At 39.3% G+C, this 16,351-nt stretch carries 14 protein-coding genes; 9 read left to right on the forward strand and 5 right to left on the reverse strand.

Going from position 1 to position 16,351, the window contains the following annotated elements; translation table 11 throughout:
* Nucleotides 1–28: 28 nt before the first annotated feature.
* Both OCI93_RS18155 and OCI93_RS18160 read left to right on the forward strand, forming a co-directional pair.
* Nucleotides 29–1,108, forward strand: coding sequence for an efflux RND transporter periplasmic adaptor subunit (locus OCI93_RS18155; protein WP_261626984.1), 1,080 nt, complete (start codon nt 29–31; stop codon nt 1,106–1,108).
* Nucleotides 1,109–1,110: 2 nt separating this feature from the next.
* Nucleotides 1,111–4,167, forward strand: coding sequence for an efflux RND transporter permease subunit (locus tag OCI93_RS18160; RefSeq protein WP_261626985.1), 3,057 nt, complete (start codon nt 1,111–1,113; stop codon nt 4,165–4,167).
* 59 nt (nt 4,168–4,226) lie between these two features.
* Here the strand turns inward: OCI93_RS18160 and OCI93_RS18165 are convergent, their stop codons facing one another.
* The 3 genes from OCI93_RS18165 to OCI93_RS18175 form a co-directional block, all read right to left on the reverse strand.
* Nucleotides 4,227–6,443 (reverse strand): TonB-dependent receptor plug domain-containing protein, encoded by a 2,217-nt coding sequence (locus tag OCI93_RS18165; RefSeq protein WP_261626986.1) that lies wholly within the window; start codon nt 6,441–6,443, stop codon nt 4,227–4,229.
* Between the two features lie 147 nt (nt 6,444–6,590).
* The gene (locus tag OCI93_RS18170) at nt 6,591–7,586 is read right to left on the reverse strand and encodes a fatty acid desaturase (protein ID WP_261626987.1); all 996 of its coding nucleotides are present in this window, start codon (nt 7,584–7,586) and stop codon (nt 6,591–6,593) included.
* Between the two features lie 66 nt (nt 7,587–7,652).
* Nucleotides 7,653–8,126 carry a peroxiredoxin gene (locus OCI93_RS18175; protein ID WP_261594870.1) on the reverse strand — a complete coding sequence of 158 codons (474 nt, stop codon included), beginning with the start codon at nt 8,124–8,126 and terminating at the stop codon, nt 7,653–7,655.
* A gap of 454 nt (nt 8,127–8,580) precedes the next feature.
* Here OCI93_RS18175 and OCI93_RS18180 point away from each other — a divergent pair, with 454 nt between their 5' ends.
* The 4 genes from OCI93_RS18180 to OCI93_RS18195 all read left to right on the forward strand — a co-directional run bounded on the left by OCI93_RS18180 (nt 8,581) and on the right by OCI93_RS18195 (nt 12,678).
* Nucleotides 8,581–9,375: a BPL-N domain-containing protein gene (locus tag OCI93_RS18180; protein WP_261626988.1), complete on the forward strand. Its 795-nt coding sequence runs from the start codon at nt 8,581–8,583 to the stop codon at nt 9,373–9,375.
* A gap of 407 nt (nt 9,376–9,782) precedes the next feature.
* Nucleotides 9,783–10,328 (forward strand): GbsR/MarR family transcriptional regulator, encoded by a 546-nt coding sequence (locus OCI93_RS18185; RefSeq protein WP_261594868.1) that lies wholly within the window; start codon nt 9,783–9,785, stop codon nt 10,326–10,328.
* Nucleotides 10,329–10,343: 15 nt separating this feature from the next.
* On the forward strand, nt 10,344–11,687 hold the full coding sequence (locus OCI93_RS18190) for a cytochrome ubiquinol oxidase subunit I (protein ID WP_261594867.1): 1,344 nt from the start codon (nt 10,344–10,346) through the stop codon (nt 11,685–11,687).
* Nucleotides 11,680–12,678: a cytochrome d ubiquinol oxidase subunit II gene (locus tag OCI93_RS18195; RefSeq protein WP_261594866.1), complete on the forward strand. Its 999-nt coding sequence runs from the start codon at nt 11,680–11,682 to the stop codon at nt 12,676–12,678. Before OCI93_RS18190 ends, OCI93_RS18195 begins: the two co-directional genes overlap by 8 nt.
* A 121-nt stretch (nt 12,679–12,799) precedes the next feature.
* Here OCI93_RS18195 and OCI93_RS18200 read toward each other — a convergent pair whose 3' ends face one another.
* Nucleotides 12,800–13,816 (reverse strand): lytic murein transglycosylase, encoded by a 1,017-nt coding sequence (locus OCI93_RS18200; protein ID WP_261626989.1) that lies wholly within the window; start codon nt 13,814–13,816, stop codon nt 12,800–12,802.
* Nucleotides 13,809–14,090 carry a YcgL domain-containing protein gene (locus OCI93_RS18205; RefSeq protein WP_261594864.1) on the reverse strand — a complete coding sequence of 94 codons (282 nt, stop codon included), beginning with the start codon at nt 14,088–14,090 and terminating at the stop codon, nt 13,809–13,811. Before OCI93_RS18205 ends, OCI93_RS18200 begins: the two co-directional genes overlap by 8 nt.
* A gap of 202 nt (nt 14,091–14,292) precedes the next feature.
* Here OCI93_RS18205 and minC point away from each other — a divergent pair, with 202 nt between their 5' ends.
* The 3 genes from minC to minE are packed head-to-tail and all read left to right on the forward strand — an operon-like array spanning nt 14,293 to nt 16,089.
* Nucleotides 14,293–15,003 (forward strand): septum site-determining protein MinC, encoded by a 711-nt coding sequence (gene minC / locus OCI93_RS18210; protein ID WP_261594863.1) that lies wholly within the window; start codon nt 14,293–14,295, stop codon nt 15,001–15,003.
* 5 nt (nt 15,004–15,008) lie between these two features.
* Nucleotides 15,009–15,818: a septum site-determining protein MinD gene (minD, locus tag OCI93_RS18215; protein WP_261594861.1), complete on the forward strand. Its 810-nt coding sequence runs from the start codon at nt 15,009–15,011 to the stop codon at nt 15,816–15,818.
* Nucleotide 15,819: 1 nt separating this feature from the next.
* Nucleotides 15,820–16,089 carry a cell division topological specificity factor MinE gene (gene minE / locus OCI93_RS18220; protein ID WP_261594860.1) on the forward strand — a complete coding sequence of 90 codons (270 nt, stop codon included), beginning with the start codon at nt 15,820–15,822 and terminating at the stop codon, nt 16,087–16,089.
* Nucleotides 16,090–16,351: the final 262 nt, after the last annotated feature.

The following is a 16,351-nucleotide window of genomic DNA, read 5'->3' on the forward strand; positions in this document are numbered from 1 at the left end:
TTACCTACAACGTAGATGGAGTTTTTACATGCAAAGAATAGCCGCAATAGTGACCGTGCTGATATTGTTAACTGGCTGCCAAGAAAGTAAACAACCTCAAAATGAACGAGAAATTGTTCGGCCTGTAAAACTTGTCACTGTAGCCAATAGTGAGTTTAGTGATATTAGAAACTTTCCTGCTGAAGTGGTTGCTAATCAAGGATCTTATCTGGCTTTTAGAGTCAATGGAGAACTCATGGCGTTTCCAGTGTTAGCAGGACAAGAAGTTGTTAAAGGGCAACTTCTTGCCAAACTTGACCCTGAAGATTTCCTTTTACAGCTAGAGCAGCGCAAAGCACAATATGAGCTTGCCTCATCTCAATTAGCACGCGTCAATTCTCTATACCAGAAATCGATAGCAAGTAAATCAGAGTATGATCAGGCGTTGGCAAACAAACAAGTTGCAGAGTCTGCACTTAAAATTGCGCAAACAAATTTACAAAATAGTGAATTACGAGCACCTTTTAGTGGCACTATTGCGAAAGTATTTGTGAAAAACTTTGAAAATGTTGTGGCAAAGCAAAATATCCTCCGTTTAGAAACCCGAGACATGATGGATGTGGTAATTCAAGTACCTGAAAAACTAGTCGCTCGGGTCGACAAAGAGTTAGATTACCATCCAAGTGTGGTGTTTGATGGGTATCCTGATAAGTCATATGAGCTAACTATAAAAGAGTGGGATACACAAGCAGATCCAGCTACATTAAGCTATAAAGTGGTATTTACTCTACCGATCCCTGAAGATTTTAATTTGTTCGCAGGCATGACAGGCCATGTGTATATTGACCGCAGTAAAATAACACACTCTCCAGCAAAAAAACTGCTTGTGCCGATATCAGCCGTATTTTCCCACACCACTGAGTCCACCTCTGATAGCGCTAATGTTTGGGTATTTGATGAAAGTAGTCAAACAGTTTCCAAGCAAGCAGTCAGTGTGGGTAAAATGCAGCAACAAAGCATTGAAATTTTATCTGGTCTTACGGGGGGTGAAATTATTGTCGGTGCTGGCGTTCACCATTTAGAAGAAGGTCTAAAAGTGAGGCCTTGGACTAAGGAGCGAGGGCTTTAATTATGAGTCTAGCTAAGTGGTCAATTGAAAATAAAGTAATTAGTTGGATGTTCGCGCTACTGTTACTTATGGCGGGCATTGTATCTTACTTTGGCTTAGGTCAGCTAGAAGACCCTGAATTTACTTTAAAAAAAGCGATGGTTGTGACGCTTTACCCGGGAGCTTCTCCACAGCAAGTTGAAGAAGAAGTTACTTTTGTGATTGAAAACGCAATTCAACAACTTCCTTACGTAGATTATGTGACATCTATTTCTTCTGCAGGTAAATCGCAGATTACGGTAGAAATGAAAAGCAACTATCGCAAAAAAGACTTAAAGCAGATTTGGGATGAACTACGTCGTAAAATTAACGACCTTAAACCGAGCTTGCCACCTGGAGTATATACGCCCAAAGTAATAGACGATTTTGCGGATGTGTATGGTGTTATGTATGCCGTAACTGGCGATGGTTATTCATATGACGAATTAAAGGATTATGTTGATTACTTAAAGCGTGAGTTAGTACTGGTTGATGGTGTGAGCAAAGTCACAGTAGCTGGTGAACAACAAGCACAAGTAATCGTTGAAATTTCAACACAAAAGCTGTCACAGCTTGGTATTGCACCCTCTTATATTTTTGGCTTATTACAGTCACAAAATAGTGTATCAAATGCCGGTAAGATCCGTGTTGCTGATGAATCTATTCGTTTGCACCCAACGGGGGAATTTCAAGATGTCACTGAACTTGAACATTTATTGATATCTAAAGCAGGTGAAAAAGAATTAATTTATCTTGGAGATGTTGCCAAAGTAAGCCGAGAGTATGCTGAAATTCCAAGCCATATTACCCGTTATAACCAACAGCGTTCATTGCTAGTTGGGGTCTCGTTTAGTTCAGGCGTCAATGTGGTCGATATCGGTAACGCTATAAATAAACATCTAAATTCATTAGAGTACCAACGCCCTCACGGTATAGAAATTAACAACGTTTATCATCAGCCTAATGAAGTAGAAAAGTCAGTAAATGGCTTTATAGTTAGTTTGCTCGAAGCCGTTGCAATCGTCATTGTAGTATTACTGCTATTTATGGGCGTTAAAAGTGGTTTATTAATAGGTGCCGTATTATTACTGACTGTTTTAGGCACATTTATTTTTATGAAGATATTTGCAATTGATTTGCAGCGCATTTCTTTGGGGGCTTTGATCATTGCGCTCGGTATGCTGGTGGATAACGCCATTGTGGTGACAGAGGGCATACTGATAAATCTAAAGCGCGGACAAAGCAAGCTGCAAGCTGCGGTGAACATTGTTGAACAAACTAAGTGGCCGTTATTAGGTGCGACAGTGATTGGTATCACGGCCTTTGCGCCAATTGGCTTAAGTAGTGATGCCAGTGGGGAATTTGCAGGCTCGCTGTTTTGGGTTTTATTAATTTCTTTATTATTAAGCTGGGTAACAGCAATCACACTCACACCATTTTTTGCTGATAAGCTGTTTAAGGCTTCTAACCAGTCATCCTCAGATAGTACTGAAGATCCATACAAAGGCATTATTTTTAATGTTTATAAAGCAATGCTGTCTTTTTCATTAAAACATCGGGCTATGACAATTATACTTATGCTTGCTCTTTTGGCAGCGTCTGTGATTGGCTTTAAGTCAGTTAAACAATCGTTTTTCCCAGCATCAAATACTCCAATGTTTTACGTTGACTATTGGCACTACCAAGGAGCAGATATACGAAGTACGGCCGACAACCTCGCAACTATTGAGTCTTTTTTACTACAAGATACTTTAGTTGAAGAAGTGACAACTACGATAGGCCAAGGTGCACCACGCTTTATGTTGACCTACGCACCAGAAAAGCAATACGCAGCATACGGTCAAATTATTGTTCGCGTGAGCAATCGAGAGGCCGTAACAACGATGATTGCCAAACTGCGAGAGTTTGAACGTGAAAATGTACTTGCAGGTGCACTTAAGATAAAACGCATGGAAATTGGCCCATCGACAGATGCAAAAATAGAAGCTCGATTCTCAGGCCCTGACCCCGTTGTGCTTCGTCAACTTGCTGCGCAAGCAAAATCTATTTTGGCCGAAGATGCGGGTGCATTTAACATTAAAGACAATTGGCGACAACGCACTAAAGTATTGCGTCCTGAGTTTAATGAACAAAAAGCACGTCGTTTGGGCATCAGTAAGACCGATATTGATGAATTACTGTTAACTAGCGTATCGGGTAACAAAATTGGCTTGTACAGAGATGGCACACAGCTTTTACCCATTGTTGCCCGTTCACCCGAAGAAGAGCGTAAAAATGTCGAAAACTTGAGTGACTTGCAAATATTTAGCCCTGTTTTGGGGGTTTACGTACCAATCACACAAGTTGTAGATGAGTTTAACGTCATGTGGGAAGACCCGCTGATCATGCGTCGTGACCGCAAACGCACAATAACCGTGATGGCCGATCATGACGTGATTGGTGATGAAACACCTGCCAAGTTATTTGCAAGGGTACGCAGTGATATTGAGCACATTGAATTACCTCATGGATACGAAATGCAATGGGGAGGAGAATTTGAGTCTTCATCTAAAGCACAAAAAGCAATATTTGGTTCGTTACCAATTGGTTATTTAGCTATGTTTATGATTACAGTGTTACTTTTTAATTCACTGAAACAACCATTAGTTATTTGGTCAACAGTACCACTGGCAATTATTGGTGTAACTGCGGGTTTAGTTGCTCTGAATGCCCCATTTAGTTTTATGGCTCTACTGGGCCTATTAAGTTTATCAGGAATGCTAATTAAAAATGGCATTGTACTTATTGACCAGATCAATCTTGAGTTAGCACAAGGTAAATCGCCTTATGATGCAGTATTTGATTCAGGAGTAAGTCGTGTTAGACCTGTTTCAATGGCGGCCATTACTACCATATTGGGCATGATCCCTTTGCTATTTGATGTATTTTTTAAGTCGATGGCAGTAACAATTATGTTTGGTTTAGGGTTTGCTACAGTATTAACGTTGATTGTGGTACCCGTTATGTACTGTTTAGTATTTAGAATTAAACAGCCTAGCTGATTGTGAATATGAAAATAGCCACTTACTGAGGTAGGTGGCTATTTATGTCCTCAGTAAATTTAAAAGTGTACTTCTACTCCCAAAAAGTACTGTCTTGGCACGCCTGGAGTTACCGCTATTCTTGTCCAGTCAGAGGTTTCTTGTCCTACAATTGGTTGCTCATAGTGTTTATCCATCGTATTACTAACATCAAAATACACACTCACATGACGATTAAATTTATAACGAGCGCCAAGCTCAATTAACCAGTAATCTGCCATTTCAAATTGTTGCCCATTATTATCTATCGCTGGTCGGCGATAATTATCTGGGTGTAACGGGGCTTTGCCAAAGTAATGTGCCTGAGCATAAATAGTTAACTTATCATCAAGCCACTGGCTATCAAACCCAAGTTTAATTTGATGTTGTGGCGCATGAATAAGGTCATACTGCTGCCCAGCATTACCGGTATCTTGGGTACTACCATTTACCAACGTGTATGAAATATACGGCATAATTTGATTGTTTATTACGGTCTTGGCTTCAAGCGTTAGACCAGTGATTTCTGTGTTGCCTGCATTTATTGTATGCGTCGTGATAAAAGTGTAATTACCCAGCTCATCTGTGAGGTTTTGTATTGACTTAACTTGTCTTTGCCGTATCAAATTTTCAACTTTAGTGTGATAAATTGAACCCTCTAGTGCAAAGTATTTAAAGGTTTTACCCATATTTATTTCATAGCTTGTTGTTTCCTCCGGTTTTAGATTCAAGTTTGGCACTTGTTGAGATGTTCTGGGAACAATGAAAGTATCAAAAGTAAAAAATGCTGCGGGTGCCAGATAACTCGTACTGTAAATCCCCTTTACGAACCACTTTTGTGGCTTATTTTCATAGTTAATCACAAACCTAGGGTTAAAAGTATTGCCATAACGACTTTGGTCGTCAAAACGCCCACCAGCTGTTATTGAAAAAGCACTTGAATAGTCATATTGTGTTTGAATAAAAAGGCCTAAATTGTGCTCACTTAAATCATGAAAGTTCACCGGATCTACTTGAGATGTTGCTTGGCTATAGATACCAGGGAAATCAAGATTGCCAGATTTTGGCAACATATCTACATGGGTATAAGAAATACCCGCCACAGTATGTAGTTGATTGTCAAAAGCGCTGAAGAATAATCGTTCTTCTAACTTTAACCGTTTACCATAGTTTAGCTTATAAGTTTTTGTGCCAACTCCCCTAGGCTCCAGCGCAGCGCTGTATTGTAAAAAGGGAAAGGCATTGGGCCTATTCCAGTGAGAATCGGGATTAAGTTTATTTCGAGTATGCTCCAATGATGACTCTAAAGTAACATCGTTTGAAAAAGTATGTTTATGGGTTAGGTAAAACCCCTTTTGAACAAAATGATATTGCCCTGAGCTGTTATTTGACTCATAAATGATAGGTGACCAGCCAGTTTGCGTTTGGGTTTTAAAGCTTTGGTAATATGTCTGAAATGCCCAATCGTCAATGGCAAATCTAGCGCGAGCCGTAAAAGCGTGCTCACCTGGGTTATAATATGGTGCTCTTTGTTGTTTTGGAAAGTCCAACAGCGGTGCGTCTACGCCTGAAGCTAAAGGATACTGGCTATAAAACTCATCAAAACTTGAAAAGTCTACGCCATCAGTGTTGAACCAATCAAAGATAAACTCGCTGGTTAGGCCTTTGTAACTGCCTTGATATGCCACAGTAGCACGTTGCTCTTTATAGCGACCGCTTGCTATATTAGTTGAAAAGGCATGCTCTTCAAATGTATCCGCAGAAATAAGATTGATACTCATACTGATAGTGTCACTGCCATAAATTGCTGATGTAGAGCCATAAACGACTTCAACTTTTTCAATATTCTCTAATGGGTAAAGATAAGGAGTAATATGTAAAGGTTGCGCATCAGGGTGGTTTAGGCGCTGGCCATTCCACATTAACACTAACTTGTTGTTCCCTGTAATACCTCTAACAATTAATTGAGAAGAGCCAGAGTCCACCGACGATGAATATAAAGACAATCGAACACCGGGCAAGTCTTTGAGTAAATCGGCCAAATAACGATAGTTTCTTTTTTGAATAATATCTTGGGTAATAAGCGTGACTTTTGAGGGGGCTTGCGCCCTACTTTGATTACGTAATGATGCTGTATTCACCTGAAAGTTGGCTAAGTCTTCCAAAGATAAATCAAACAAATCATCTTGTGCGTACACACAGTGTATATGCGCAAAAAGCATTACACATAGGATGAGCCAGATTACTTTAGACGTCACACTGGACCTCTGAATGACTGCAATTCTCTTGAAATGGTAATATTGGACATACAAGAGAATAAAATTTTACTTAATCGTAAAGTTAGTCATTAACATAGCTTTGGTCAAATGCATACTCTGTTTGCTGTTAATTCACTTAATCGTATTTTAATTTGGGCTATATAAATTTGCATTTTTCAAACTCTCAAAATCATTAAACCGCACATTATTTTGTTTAAGTACAGGCAAAATACGTTTTGCGATCAGCTGCCTAATATAAAATGGTTGGTTAGGAACAAAATGATGAATTGTATGCGTAACACCAAAATTAAAGCAAAATAGTTGAAAAGGAAAAAGCAGCCAATGGTTAAGTACCTGTGTTTGCTGCAGTACATTATTTACCCCACCATAATAGTGCATGGATGAGGTGATTAAGTTAAGGCAAAACGAGCGTAACAAGTTAGGGAGTATTAATATAACCATCACTGTATCGACCCATTGTATCGCATTGTTCAGTAATGCTGAGTATTCAAACCTTCCATTACTTATAAAATCAAAACAGTGAAAAATAATGGCAAAGTAGAGTATTAAAAAGTTGCAAGTAGCAATAGGAAACCCGGCATTAAAAATGCAAAAAAAACTAAACCCATTTATTTCCCGTTGATAGCGTCTACGCTGAAGTATCAAACCTAATAGCCCATCAGATATGACCAGCACCCTAAGCAGAGGGTTTTTAATGCCATTACCTACTAAACGCTCTTCAATGTCTTGTTCAGTACCAGACACTTTATGGTGATGCAAATGTATTCGCTTACGATACCAAGGGCTTATCGTATTTGGTCTCATTAGCCAAACAATTAGCATCATCATATTATGGACCAAAGGGTTCGACTTGAAATACTGCCTGTGGATCAAGTCGTGTTCAAGCTCATGAGAGATAGATGCAAAAAAAGCAGCTGAAAAAATGGCAACCCACCCGTTAATCTCACCAATAATATATAGCAATCCTACGCTTAGCATACCGAACAATGAGAAGAGTAAGATAACTATACTAATGTGGTTCTGGTATTTTAAAATGCCATATTTGTTTCTAACGTGCTGTTCTTGTTCCGTTATTGCAGTAATAATATTTTTGATATTCTGGCGTGTTTGCTGTGGGTGCATGGTAAGTATTTTAAGTTTTTTGAGTTAAGAGCTGCAGTTGCCGGCAGCTCAGTATGTTTATCTATTCTATAAAGATTCTAAAATAGTTTCGGCTTTACTTGCTTCAAACTCTTTTGGTGCTTCTACATTAAGCTTAGATACTACGCCGTTATCTATGATCATCGCATAGCGTTGTGAACGTACACCGCCAAATGATTGCGTATCCATCTCAAGTCCAAGTGCACGCGTAAAACTTGCATCACCATCGGCTAACATGGCTATGTGTGAAGCATTTTGTGACTCGCCCCAAGCTTTCATAACAAATGCATCATTTACAGAAACACAGACTATCAGATCTACACCCTTGTCTTTAATTTTGTCGGCAAGTGTAACAAAACCGGGTAAATGAGACTCAGAGCAAGTTGGTGTAAATGCACCTGGCACAGCAAATAAAACAACCTTTTTATTTGCAAATAGCTCCTCGACTTGGTGATTTACCATTCCATCAGCCGTTAATTCACTTAGCGTTGCTTGTGGTAATGCTTGTCCTTGTTCGATCATAATTATATCCTCGTTTGTGTTTAAAATAACAGTGTAATACTAACCCGTGCATTTAAACACAGATAAACTACAAGGTTATTGATGTAACAAATATTTATTGCTATTAAAAGTGTAAAAATACCGTTCTGCTTGAATTGATTACACCTACCTTAGTTTTATTGCTCACGCTTTAGCTCAAAAAGTGATTTTGAAGACTCAATGCATAGAAAAACACTTAAATTGACACATAGGTTGTGAAGCAAACGACTTAACCCTCTTTGTGCAGTTTAATAGAGTAATCATCTATGCCAGTATTCAAATACATAGTCACAAGTAGTTGTTGACAGTAATTATATTCGTTGTTAATTTTTTGCCATAATTTATTTGTTATCATACATAGCATCTAAAAAAATGAATAGACCTGTGCTCTATGGTATGTCTTTGAAGATTGTAATTTCTTAACAAGGAAAAACGTGTGAACTCAACAACAGTCGCTATTTTAGATGTTAACAACGAGGGCTCCTTGGCTGGATCAGAAAATAAATCAGCCAGGGTTCTGCATTCGATCTTAAAGGCAGAGCCCGATTTAAAGATAATAATCGTGACCGGGAAAAAGCTACGACAAAGCAGGCTTGAAGGCGTTGATGTTTTGATTATTCCAGGCGGTGGAGTAATGTTGCATCAACAATGGGTTCTTGGCGTTCGTGGCAGAAAAATTGTGCGCGATTTCGTTCGCCAAGGAGGTGGCTACTTTGGTATTTGCTCTGGTGCATTTCTCGCGACAAATGCTCGATTTGGATGGCTCGCATTAGTTGATGTGAAACTACACGACATGAAACACCAAAATCGTGGTGGCGGTTTGATTAATGTAAAGCTAAATGCTGACCATGTAGAGGCAATCCTTTCTTCTGAGTGGACACTCAAAGACACGCTCCCGATGCTCTACTGGCAAGGGCCTCTCATGCTTGCTCCTCCTTACGGACAACCTACGCAAGCCAAGCGTAAAAAAGGCTTTGGCACCATAAACGAAGTCGCCTCTTTTGCATCTGTAATAGAACCTGAAGACTCAGAAAACGAAAGTATTCGCTTTCCAGAATACTTTAGCGATGAACATATGAGCGGTCACACTGCGTGTATTCATACAACCTATGGAAAGGGCCGCGTTTTCTTATCTAGCCCACACCTTGAGCTTCCAGAAGAAAACCAAGGCATGATCCCAGAGATCATACGCTGGACCGCACAAGCTGAGACCCTATCTGATTCGACCTGAATGTAATACAAACCACATTGCTACTGAGCAAGCATATATTTTCATAACACAGAAAAAGCATGCAACTAATTAGCCTTCTATCTGGTTGGTAAAAATCGATAGAAGGCTAATTGTAGTGACATAATCAATATTAAAGTCAAAAGTCACAATTCGTTAAATTAATGCCTCTATACACTTTATAAAAATCAGTTATTACAATCTTCATTGTTGGGTTTTTTGCAATAGCAATTCGGGTATCTTACCAAGGCAGAGCCTGCGTCGCATAGTTATTCTAAGTAAGTCAGGTGATGACGTAAAAAGAATGCTCAAATGTTGCAGCCCAAATAATTCAAATTCAAAATAGCACTTGATCTAAATCAATTCCCTCTATATATTAAAGTTTCAATAATTACTGAAACTTTAGAACTATGAGCTTATCTCCAAAAATAGAAAACTTTGTGCTTCATTGCGGTGAAATGGGTAGTCGCTGGGGTTTTAATAGAACTATTGGCCAAATGGTTGCCTTATTAGTGATCCACGAGCAACCACTTACTGCTAACGAAATTGCTGAATCATTAAAAATTAGTCGTGGTAATGTCAGTATGGGGATCAAAGAGTTACAATCATGGCAACTTGTTAAAGTCACTCATATACCCGGTGATCGTAAAGAATATTACGCACCAAATGGCAGTATTTGGGACTTAGCAAATCGTGTTTTTGAAGAGCGCAGAAAACGTGAGGTTGACCCAACACTTACTTTATTACGCGACCAAATTCTTGAGGGAGGGAACTCACCAGAAGAAGAGTATGCAAATAATCAAATCCAAACCATTCACGATTTACTCGAGACCATCACTAAATGGTCCGCAGAACTACAACGTTTATCTCCTGAACAATTACAAACGCTAATGAAATTAGGCTCATCTGTGAGTAAAGTAATTGATTTAAAAGATAAGTTACTTAAGAAGTCTTAATCGCCGAGGTGCGTCATGCTTGATACCTTGCTGTTGTCGCGAATTCAATTTGCCACCAACATTAGTTTTCACATTCTATTTCCGACCATAACCATTGCTTTGGCATGGTTCTTAGTTTTTTTTAAAGTTAAATATGATAGAACACAGCACCCAGTTTGGCTGCGAGCATACCGATTTTGGGTTAAAATATTCGCCCTCACCTTTGCATTAGGCGTTGTCAGTGGTATCACCATGTCGTTTCAGTTCGGAACGAATTGGCCAGGTTTTATGGAAAAAGTCGGCAATATTGCCGGTCCACTTCTTGGTTATGAAGTGCTCACAGCATTTTTTATGGAAGCAACTTTCTTAGGGGTCATGTTATTTGGTATGAAGCGTGTTCCACCTAAAATCCATACACTTGCAACCATTGTAGTCGCCATCGGCACGAGTTTATCGGCATTTTGGATACTGTCGCTGAACTCTTGGATGCAAACACCAACAGGCTTTGAACTAAGAGATGGCGTGGTATTTCCTACAGACTGGTTTGCAGTGATCTTTAACCCCTCTTTCCCCTACCGATTAACACATATGTTATTAGCCAGTGGATTAACAGCTGCCTTTTTAATTGCAGGTGTCAGCAGTTATCGATTGTTAAAAGGTGATAATAAACAAGCCCCACAACTCACTTTAAAAGTGTCTTTAACGGTTGCTGCTTTATTAGCACCTATGCAAATTTTTGTAGGTGACTTGCATGGTCTAAACACATTTGAACATCAGCCACAAAAAATCGCGGCAATGGAAGGCCTTTGGGAAACACAAAAAGGCGCGCCTTTAATACTGTTTGCCATTCCTAACGAACAAACCAAATCTAACGATTATGAAATCGAGATACCCAATATGGCGAGTTTGATTTTAACACACAAAGCAGATGGCCAAATCAAAGGATTAAATGAATTTGAGGATGCAAGGCCACCTGTAAAGCCAGTATTTTTTGGATTTAGAATTATGGTTGGCATGGGTTTTTTAATGATTACTGTGGCCGTTTATTTTCGTTTTACCCTTTGGCGCAAAAAATCACTTGCATCGTGGCAGTTAAAAGTATTAGTTGCTATGAGTTTTTCTGGTTGGATAGCAACCTTAGCAGGGTGGTATGTTACTGAAATTGGTCGCCAACCTTTCTTAGTATCGGGCGTGTTACGTATAGAAGATGCCGTCACCCAAGTGGCCAGTGAGAATGTGCTTATATCATTAATTGCTTATTTAACCATCTATGTATTATTACTCATTGCCTACATCAGAACGCTTTTCTATACAGCTGATAAATCGGTAGAAGTTGAAGAGTATCAAAAGCCGTCAATTGAGGAGAACATTTATGCTTGATGCACACACTTTATCCTTTGTTTACGCCTCATTGATGGCGCTTGCCATTTTGCTTTACGCTATTTTAGATGGCTATGATTTGGGAGTGGGTATTTTATTACCTACTAACAATGAAGAACATGCAGATACGATGATAGCGTCTATAGGCCCGTTCTGGGATGCCAATGAAACTTGGCTAGTACTCGCCGTAGGTCTTGCACTCATTGCTTTTCCTTTGGCTCATAGCATGATTTTACAAGCGCTGTATTTGCCAATTACAGTTATGCTAATTGGGTTAATCATCCGAGGTGTGGCGTTTGATTTTAGAGCTAAAGCAAAAACTAAACGTAAGTCTATGTGGAATAAACTATTTAAGATAGGCTCGTTCATAAGTGCATTTATGCAAGGTTATATGTTAGGCCTGTATGTTATGTCTTTTGAGCACAGTGCATTAGCAACAACATTTGCTATGCTAAGTGGTATTGGTGTTGTTGCAGCCTATGCACTCATTGGGGCAGCTTGGTTGGTGTTAAAAACCCAAGGACAATTACAACTTTCAGCAATAAGGTGGTGCCAAATAGCGGGCCGCATGGCATTTTTTGGTGTAATTGGTGTTTCTACTATCAACCCAGTTATCAACCATAGTGTTTATGAGCGTTGGTTTGAATCGAGTATATTTTTACTCATTTTACCCATTCCCATTATTTGTCTTACATTGTTTGTGTTACTTGACCGCGTTTTAATAAAACTCAAAGAGCAGCCTAATGTGGGTGCTTGGCTACCATTTTTAATTTCGTGTGTCATTTTTATGCTGTGTTTCTTTGGTCTGCTATACAGTTTTTATCCTTATGTTGTACCAGGAAAACTGACAATTTTTGAGGCCTTAGCGGCACCTGAATCACTTAACTTTTTACTATATGGGGTGATTGTGGTGGTGCCAACAATATTAGCATACACCGCGTTTTCGTATCGCGTGTTTTGGGGAAAAGTGCGCCCACTTTCATATTATTGATATTACAGAACAGTCAAACGAATTAGCTACAGTTCATTACACACTTGTCGGCATTTATGCCAAACCAAAAGGCAGCATGTTGGAATGCTGCCTTTTTATTTAATCGAGCTTATCATCAGCTTTAAATCTTTGGATAGCCTATCCTATCAGATAAGTAACCCACACTGGTTGCAAAGTAATACGAGCGGTTCCAATGCATCAGCGCTTTGTAGTTATCATAAGCCAAGTACATTCGGCCGTTTATATCATCAGGCATAACCAACGCCGCAGTAACACTCACCTTAGGCAAATCACTGCCATCGGCGCGACGAAGGCCAAGTGCTTGCCAATCTTGTAAAGAACGCTCTGAGTCTTGCCAGTATGCCAACCACTGTTTTCGCGTTTTAGTGCCGCGTTTAAGTACATATTTATGATCAAAGCCTTCTGGCAGCTGAATTTGACGCCCCCAGGTTAAGTCATCATTCCATCCAGCTTGCTTTAAGTAATTAGCAATAGATGCAAACGCATCTTCGGTGGTGGTCCAAATATCTTTACGGCCATCGTTATTGTAATCTACTGCGTAAGCATTAAACGATGTTGGCATAAACTGGGTTTGACCCATTGCACCGGCCCAAGAGCCTTTAAAATCATCTAGCGTAATATGCCCGGATTTCAAAATATCAAGTGCGGCCCAAAGCTGTCGCTTATAAAGTGCTTCACGGCGACCATCAAACGCAAGTGTTATCAATGCACTAATCACCGGATAACCGCCTTGAATGCGGCCAAAGTTGCTTTCCAGCCCCCATAAAGCAACAATAAAACGTGCTTGCACACCATACTCTTTAGCTATTTTATCTAAAATTGTTTTGTGTTCTTTATATAGTTTGCGTGCTTGGTTAATTTTCCACTGCGGTACGCGTTTAGGCAGGTATGTTTCTAACGTTTCAACCACCTCGGGTTGATTTTTGTCATTAGTAATTACTTTTTTCTTAAATTTTGCCGTTGCAAAAGCACTGTCTATTAGTGCTTGTTCATATCCTTTGCTTTGAGCTTCAGCTTTTAAATCAGCAACATAATCTTCAAACTTTGCTTGCGTGTTAGCCCAAACAGAACTAGATATGCATAAAGCACTTACTAGTACAGTCAATTTTTTAATCACTAGACGCTCCATTTTGTTGTTTAAATTGATCTAATAAGTTTTCTTCTGGAGGGGGGAGTTGTAAGTAGAATCCATCACTGCTTAATTTATCCTGAACCTGAGCAACATCAGCAATACCCAATTTCTTTCGTTTTGATAAATCAAACATCATTACGTATTTCGGGCGGCCAAACATCGCCATTAATGGCTCTGGAATTTTAGAAAAATCATCTCTTTTTTCTACATAAAGGTAGGTATCAGCTTTTTTTGAGCTTTTATATACAGCAGTGAGCATTATAACCCTATAAATTCTTGCTTATGTCTAATGCGCACTATACCATGACACTCATTGTATTTGAAAAGTTTTGCGACTTACAAACGTTTAAAATACGGGGCCAAAACAACAATGATGCCCATGTAAACCTTATTTATCTTTTTGTTGAAAGACGTAATTTTAGGTTTGCTTTAGTATTAAGTCTGCATTTTATAGAGCGCTTATGTCAGAACAAACATTTGAGTTAAAAGGAAACCTTTTTACCTTGTCTGTGTTGCACTTGTTTTCAGTTGACATCATACAACTCAGAAAAGATCTAGATGAAAAGATTTCTCAAGCACCTAAGTTTTTTATCGGTGCTCCGATTGTTATTAACCTAGCAAAATTACAAGACAGCAACGTTGACTTTGCCGTCTTAAAGCAAACACTCGTAGATCTTCAATTAAACCCTGTCGGTGTGTGCAATGGAACTGAATCACAAAATGGCGACGCAAAAAAAGCTAAGCTATCAGTATTAAATTACAGTAAAGATAGCGCAAAGCCTGCGCCTTCCTCATCAACGAATGCCGAAGTGGTTGAAGTAGAAAAAGAAGTTTATTTGCCACCACAAATTGTTCAGGCTACAGTCAGGTCTGGTCAACAAATCTATGCCAAGAACAGAGACTTAATTGTATTAGGCGCAGTGAGCCACGGCGCTGAAGTGATTGCCGATGGGAATATTCATATTTATGGTACTTTGAGAGGCCGTGCAATTGCCGGAGCTCAAGGGTACGAAGAGGCTGCTATTTATTGCCAGCGTCTTGAAGCCGAATTGGTTTCTATTAATGGTAGCTACTGGATCAGTGACTCTTTACAAGGGGAGTTATGGGGACAGGCTGCTCAAGTCAAACAAAAAAATGATTCTTTAGAAATAACAGCTTTGGTCAAAGGATAAATCACATGGCAAAAATTATTGTCGTAACTTCAGGTAAAGGCGGTGTAGGCAAAACTACGTCTAGCGCAGCTATTGGTACAGGCCTTGCTCTAAAAGGCTACAAAACAGCCATCATCGATTTTGATATTGGCCTTCGTAACTTAGATTTGATCATGGGTTGTGAGCGCCGCGTAGTCTATGATTTTGTAAACGTCATTAATGGTGAAGCAAACTTAAACCAAGCGCTTATCAAAGACAAACGCGTAGATAAACTGTTTATACTCCCTGCTTCGCAAACTCGCGACAAAGATGCTTTGACGCGTGACGGTGTAGAGCGGGTATTAAACGAAATGAAAGAAAGCTTTGACTACATTATTTGCGACTCACCTGCAGGTATAGAAGCAGGCGCAATGATGGCATTATACTTTGCCGATGAGGCAATTGTTGCAACCAATCCAGAAGTATCTTCGGTACGCGACTCAGACAGAATTTTAGGTATCTTACAGAGCAAATCAAAGCGTGCAGAACAAGGTCTTGAGCCAGTAAAAGAGCATTTGTTGTTAACCCGATATAATCCAGAGCGAGTTGCCAATGGCGAAATGCTTTCGGTAGAAGACGTTCAAGATATATTAGCTATCGACCTACTTGGCGTTATTCCAGAGTCTAAAGCCGTGCTCAATGCATCTAACTCAGGGCAACCTGTGGTGTTAGACAGCGAATCTGATGCAGGCCAAGCATATAACGATGCAATCAATCGTTTGCTCGGTGAGATTGTTGATTTCCGTTTTCTTAATGTAGAGAAAAAGGGGTTACTAAAACGGATTTTTGGAGGTTAATGTGTCGTTACTTGACTATTTCCGCTCAGAGAAAAAAAGCAGTGCATCGCTTGCCAAAGAGCGTTTACAAATTATTGTTGCGCATGAGCGTTCAAAGCGTGGTACACCTGATTATTTACCGCAATTAAAGCAAGATATTCTTAATGTTATCCGCAAATATGTAAAAGTTGATTCTGATGCGGTTAACGTGCAATTTGAACAAAATGAAGACGATTTAGCTGTACTAGAGTTAAATGTCACGTTACCTGACGATGACAAAGAGTCTAAATAACTAAATGCAAAAAAGTCTACCTGTTGATTGTACTAAGTAAATTAACAGGTAGGTATTTTGCAGCCTGTTAACATACCCTACCTTTCCTTAATTAACATAACAAACTCACATCTGTGTTTATTATCATCATTAAAAATTTCATCAAATAGCTAAAACGGTTTGCCCTAACCGGCTGTACTGGTCAAGTCCAACCGGACACTTTCTTTTTATTAAAAACTAAACTAGACAGCCATTATTAAATCTAAACTAAACTAAACTAAAC

This window comes from Pseudoalteromonas holothuriae (assembly GCF_945859825.1).
GTDB lineage: Bacteria > Pseudomonadota > Gammaproteobacteria > Enterobacterales > Alteromonadaceae > Pseudoalteromonas > Pseudoalteromonas holothuriae.

Excerpts from the sequence above, each read along its gene's own strand:
- OCI93_RS18155 (WP_261626984.1), top strand. The coding sequence starts at position 29 with ATGCAAAGAATAGCCGCAATAGTGACCGTGCTGATATTGTTAACTGGC.
- OCI93_RS18160 (WP_261626985.1), top strand. The coding sequence starts at position 1,111 with ATGAGTCTAGCTAAGTGGTCAATTGAAAATAAAGTAATTAGTTGGATG.
- OCI93_RS18170 (WP_261626987.1), bottom strand. The coding sequence starts at position 7,586 with ATGCACCCACAGCAAACACGCCAGAATATCAAAAATATTATTACTGCA.
- OCI93_RS18175 (WP_261594870.1), bottom strand. The coding sequence starts at position 8,126 with ATGATCGAACAAGGACAAGCATTACCACAAGCAACGCTAAGTGAATTA.
- OCI93_RS18185 (WP_261594868.1), top strand. The coding sequence starts at position 9,783 with ATGAGCTTATCTCCAAAAATAGAAAACTTTGTGCTTCATTGCGGTGAA.
- OCI93_RS18190 (WP_261594867.1), top strand. The coding sequence starts at position 10,344 with ATGCTTGATACCTTGCTGTTGTCGCGAATTCAATTTGCCACCAACATT.
- OCI93_RS18195 (WP_261594866.1), top strand. The coding sequence starts at position 11,680 with ATGCTTGATGCACACACTTTATCCTTTGTTTACGCCTCATTGATGGCG.
- OCI93_RS18205 (WP_261594864.1), bottom strand. The coding sequence starts at position 14,090 with ATGCTCACTGCTGTATATAAAAGCTCAAAAAAAGCTGATACCTACCTT.
- minC (WP_261594863.1), top strand. The coding sequence starts at position 14,293 with ATGTCAGAACAAACATTTGAGTTAAAAGGAAACCTTTTTACCTTGTCT.
- minD (WP_261594861.1), top strand. The coding sequence starts at position 15,009 with ATGGCAAAAATTATTGTCGTAACTTCAGGTAAAGGCGGTGTAGGCAAA.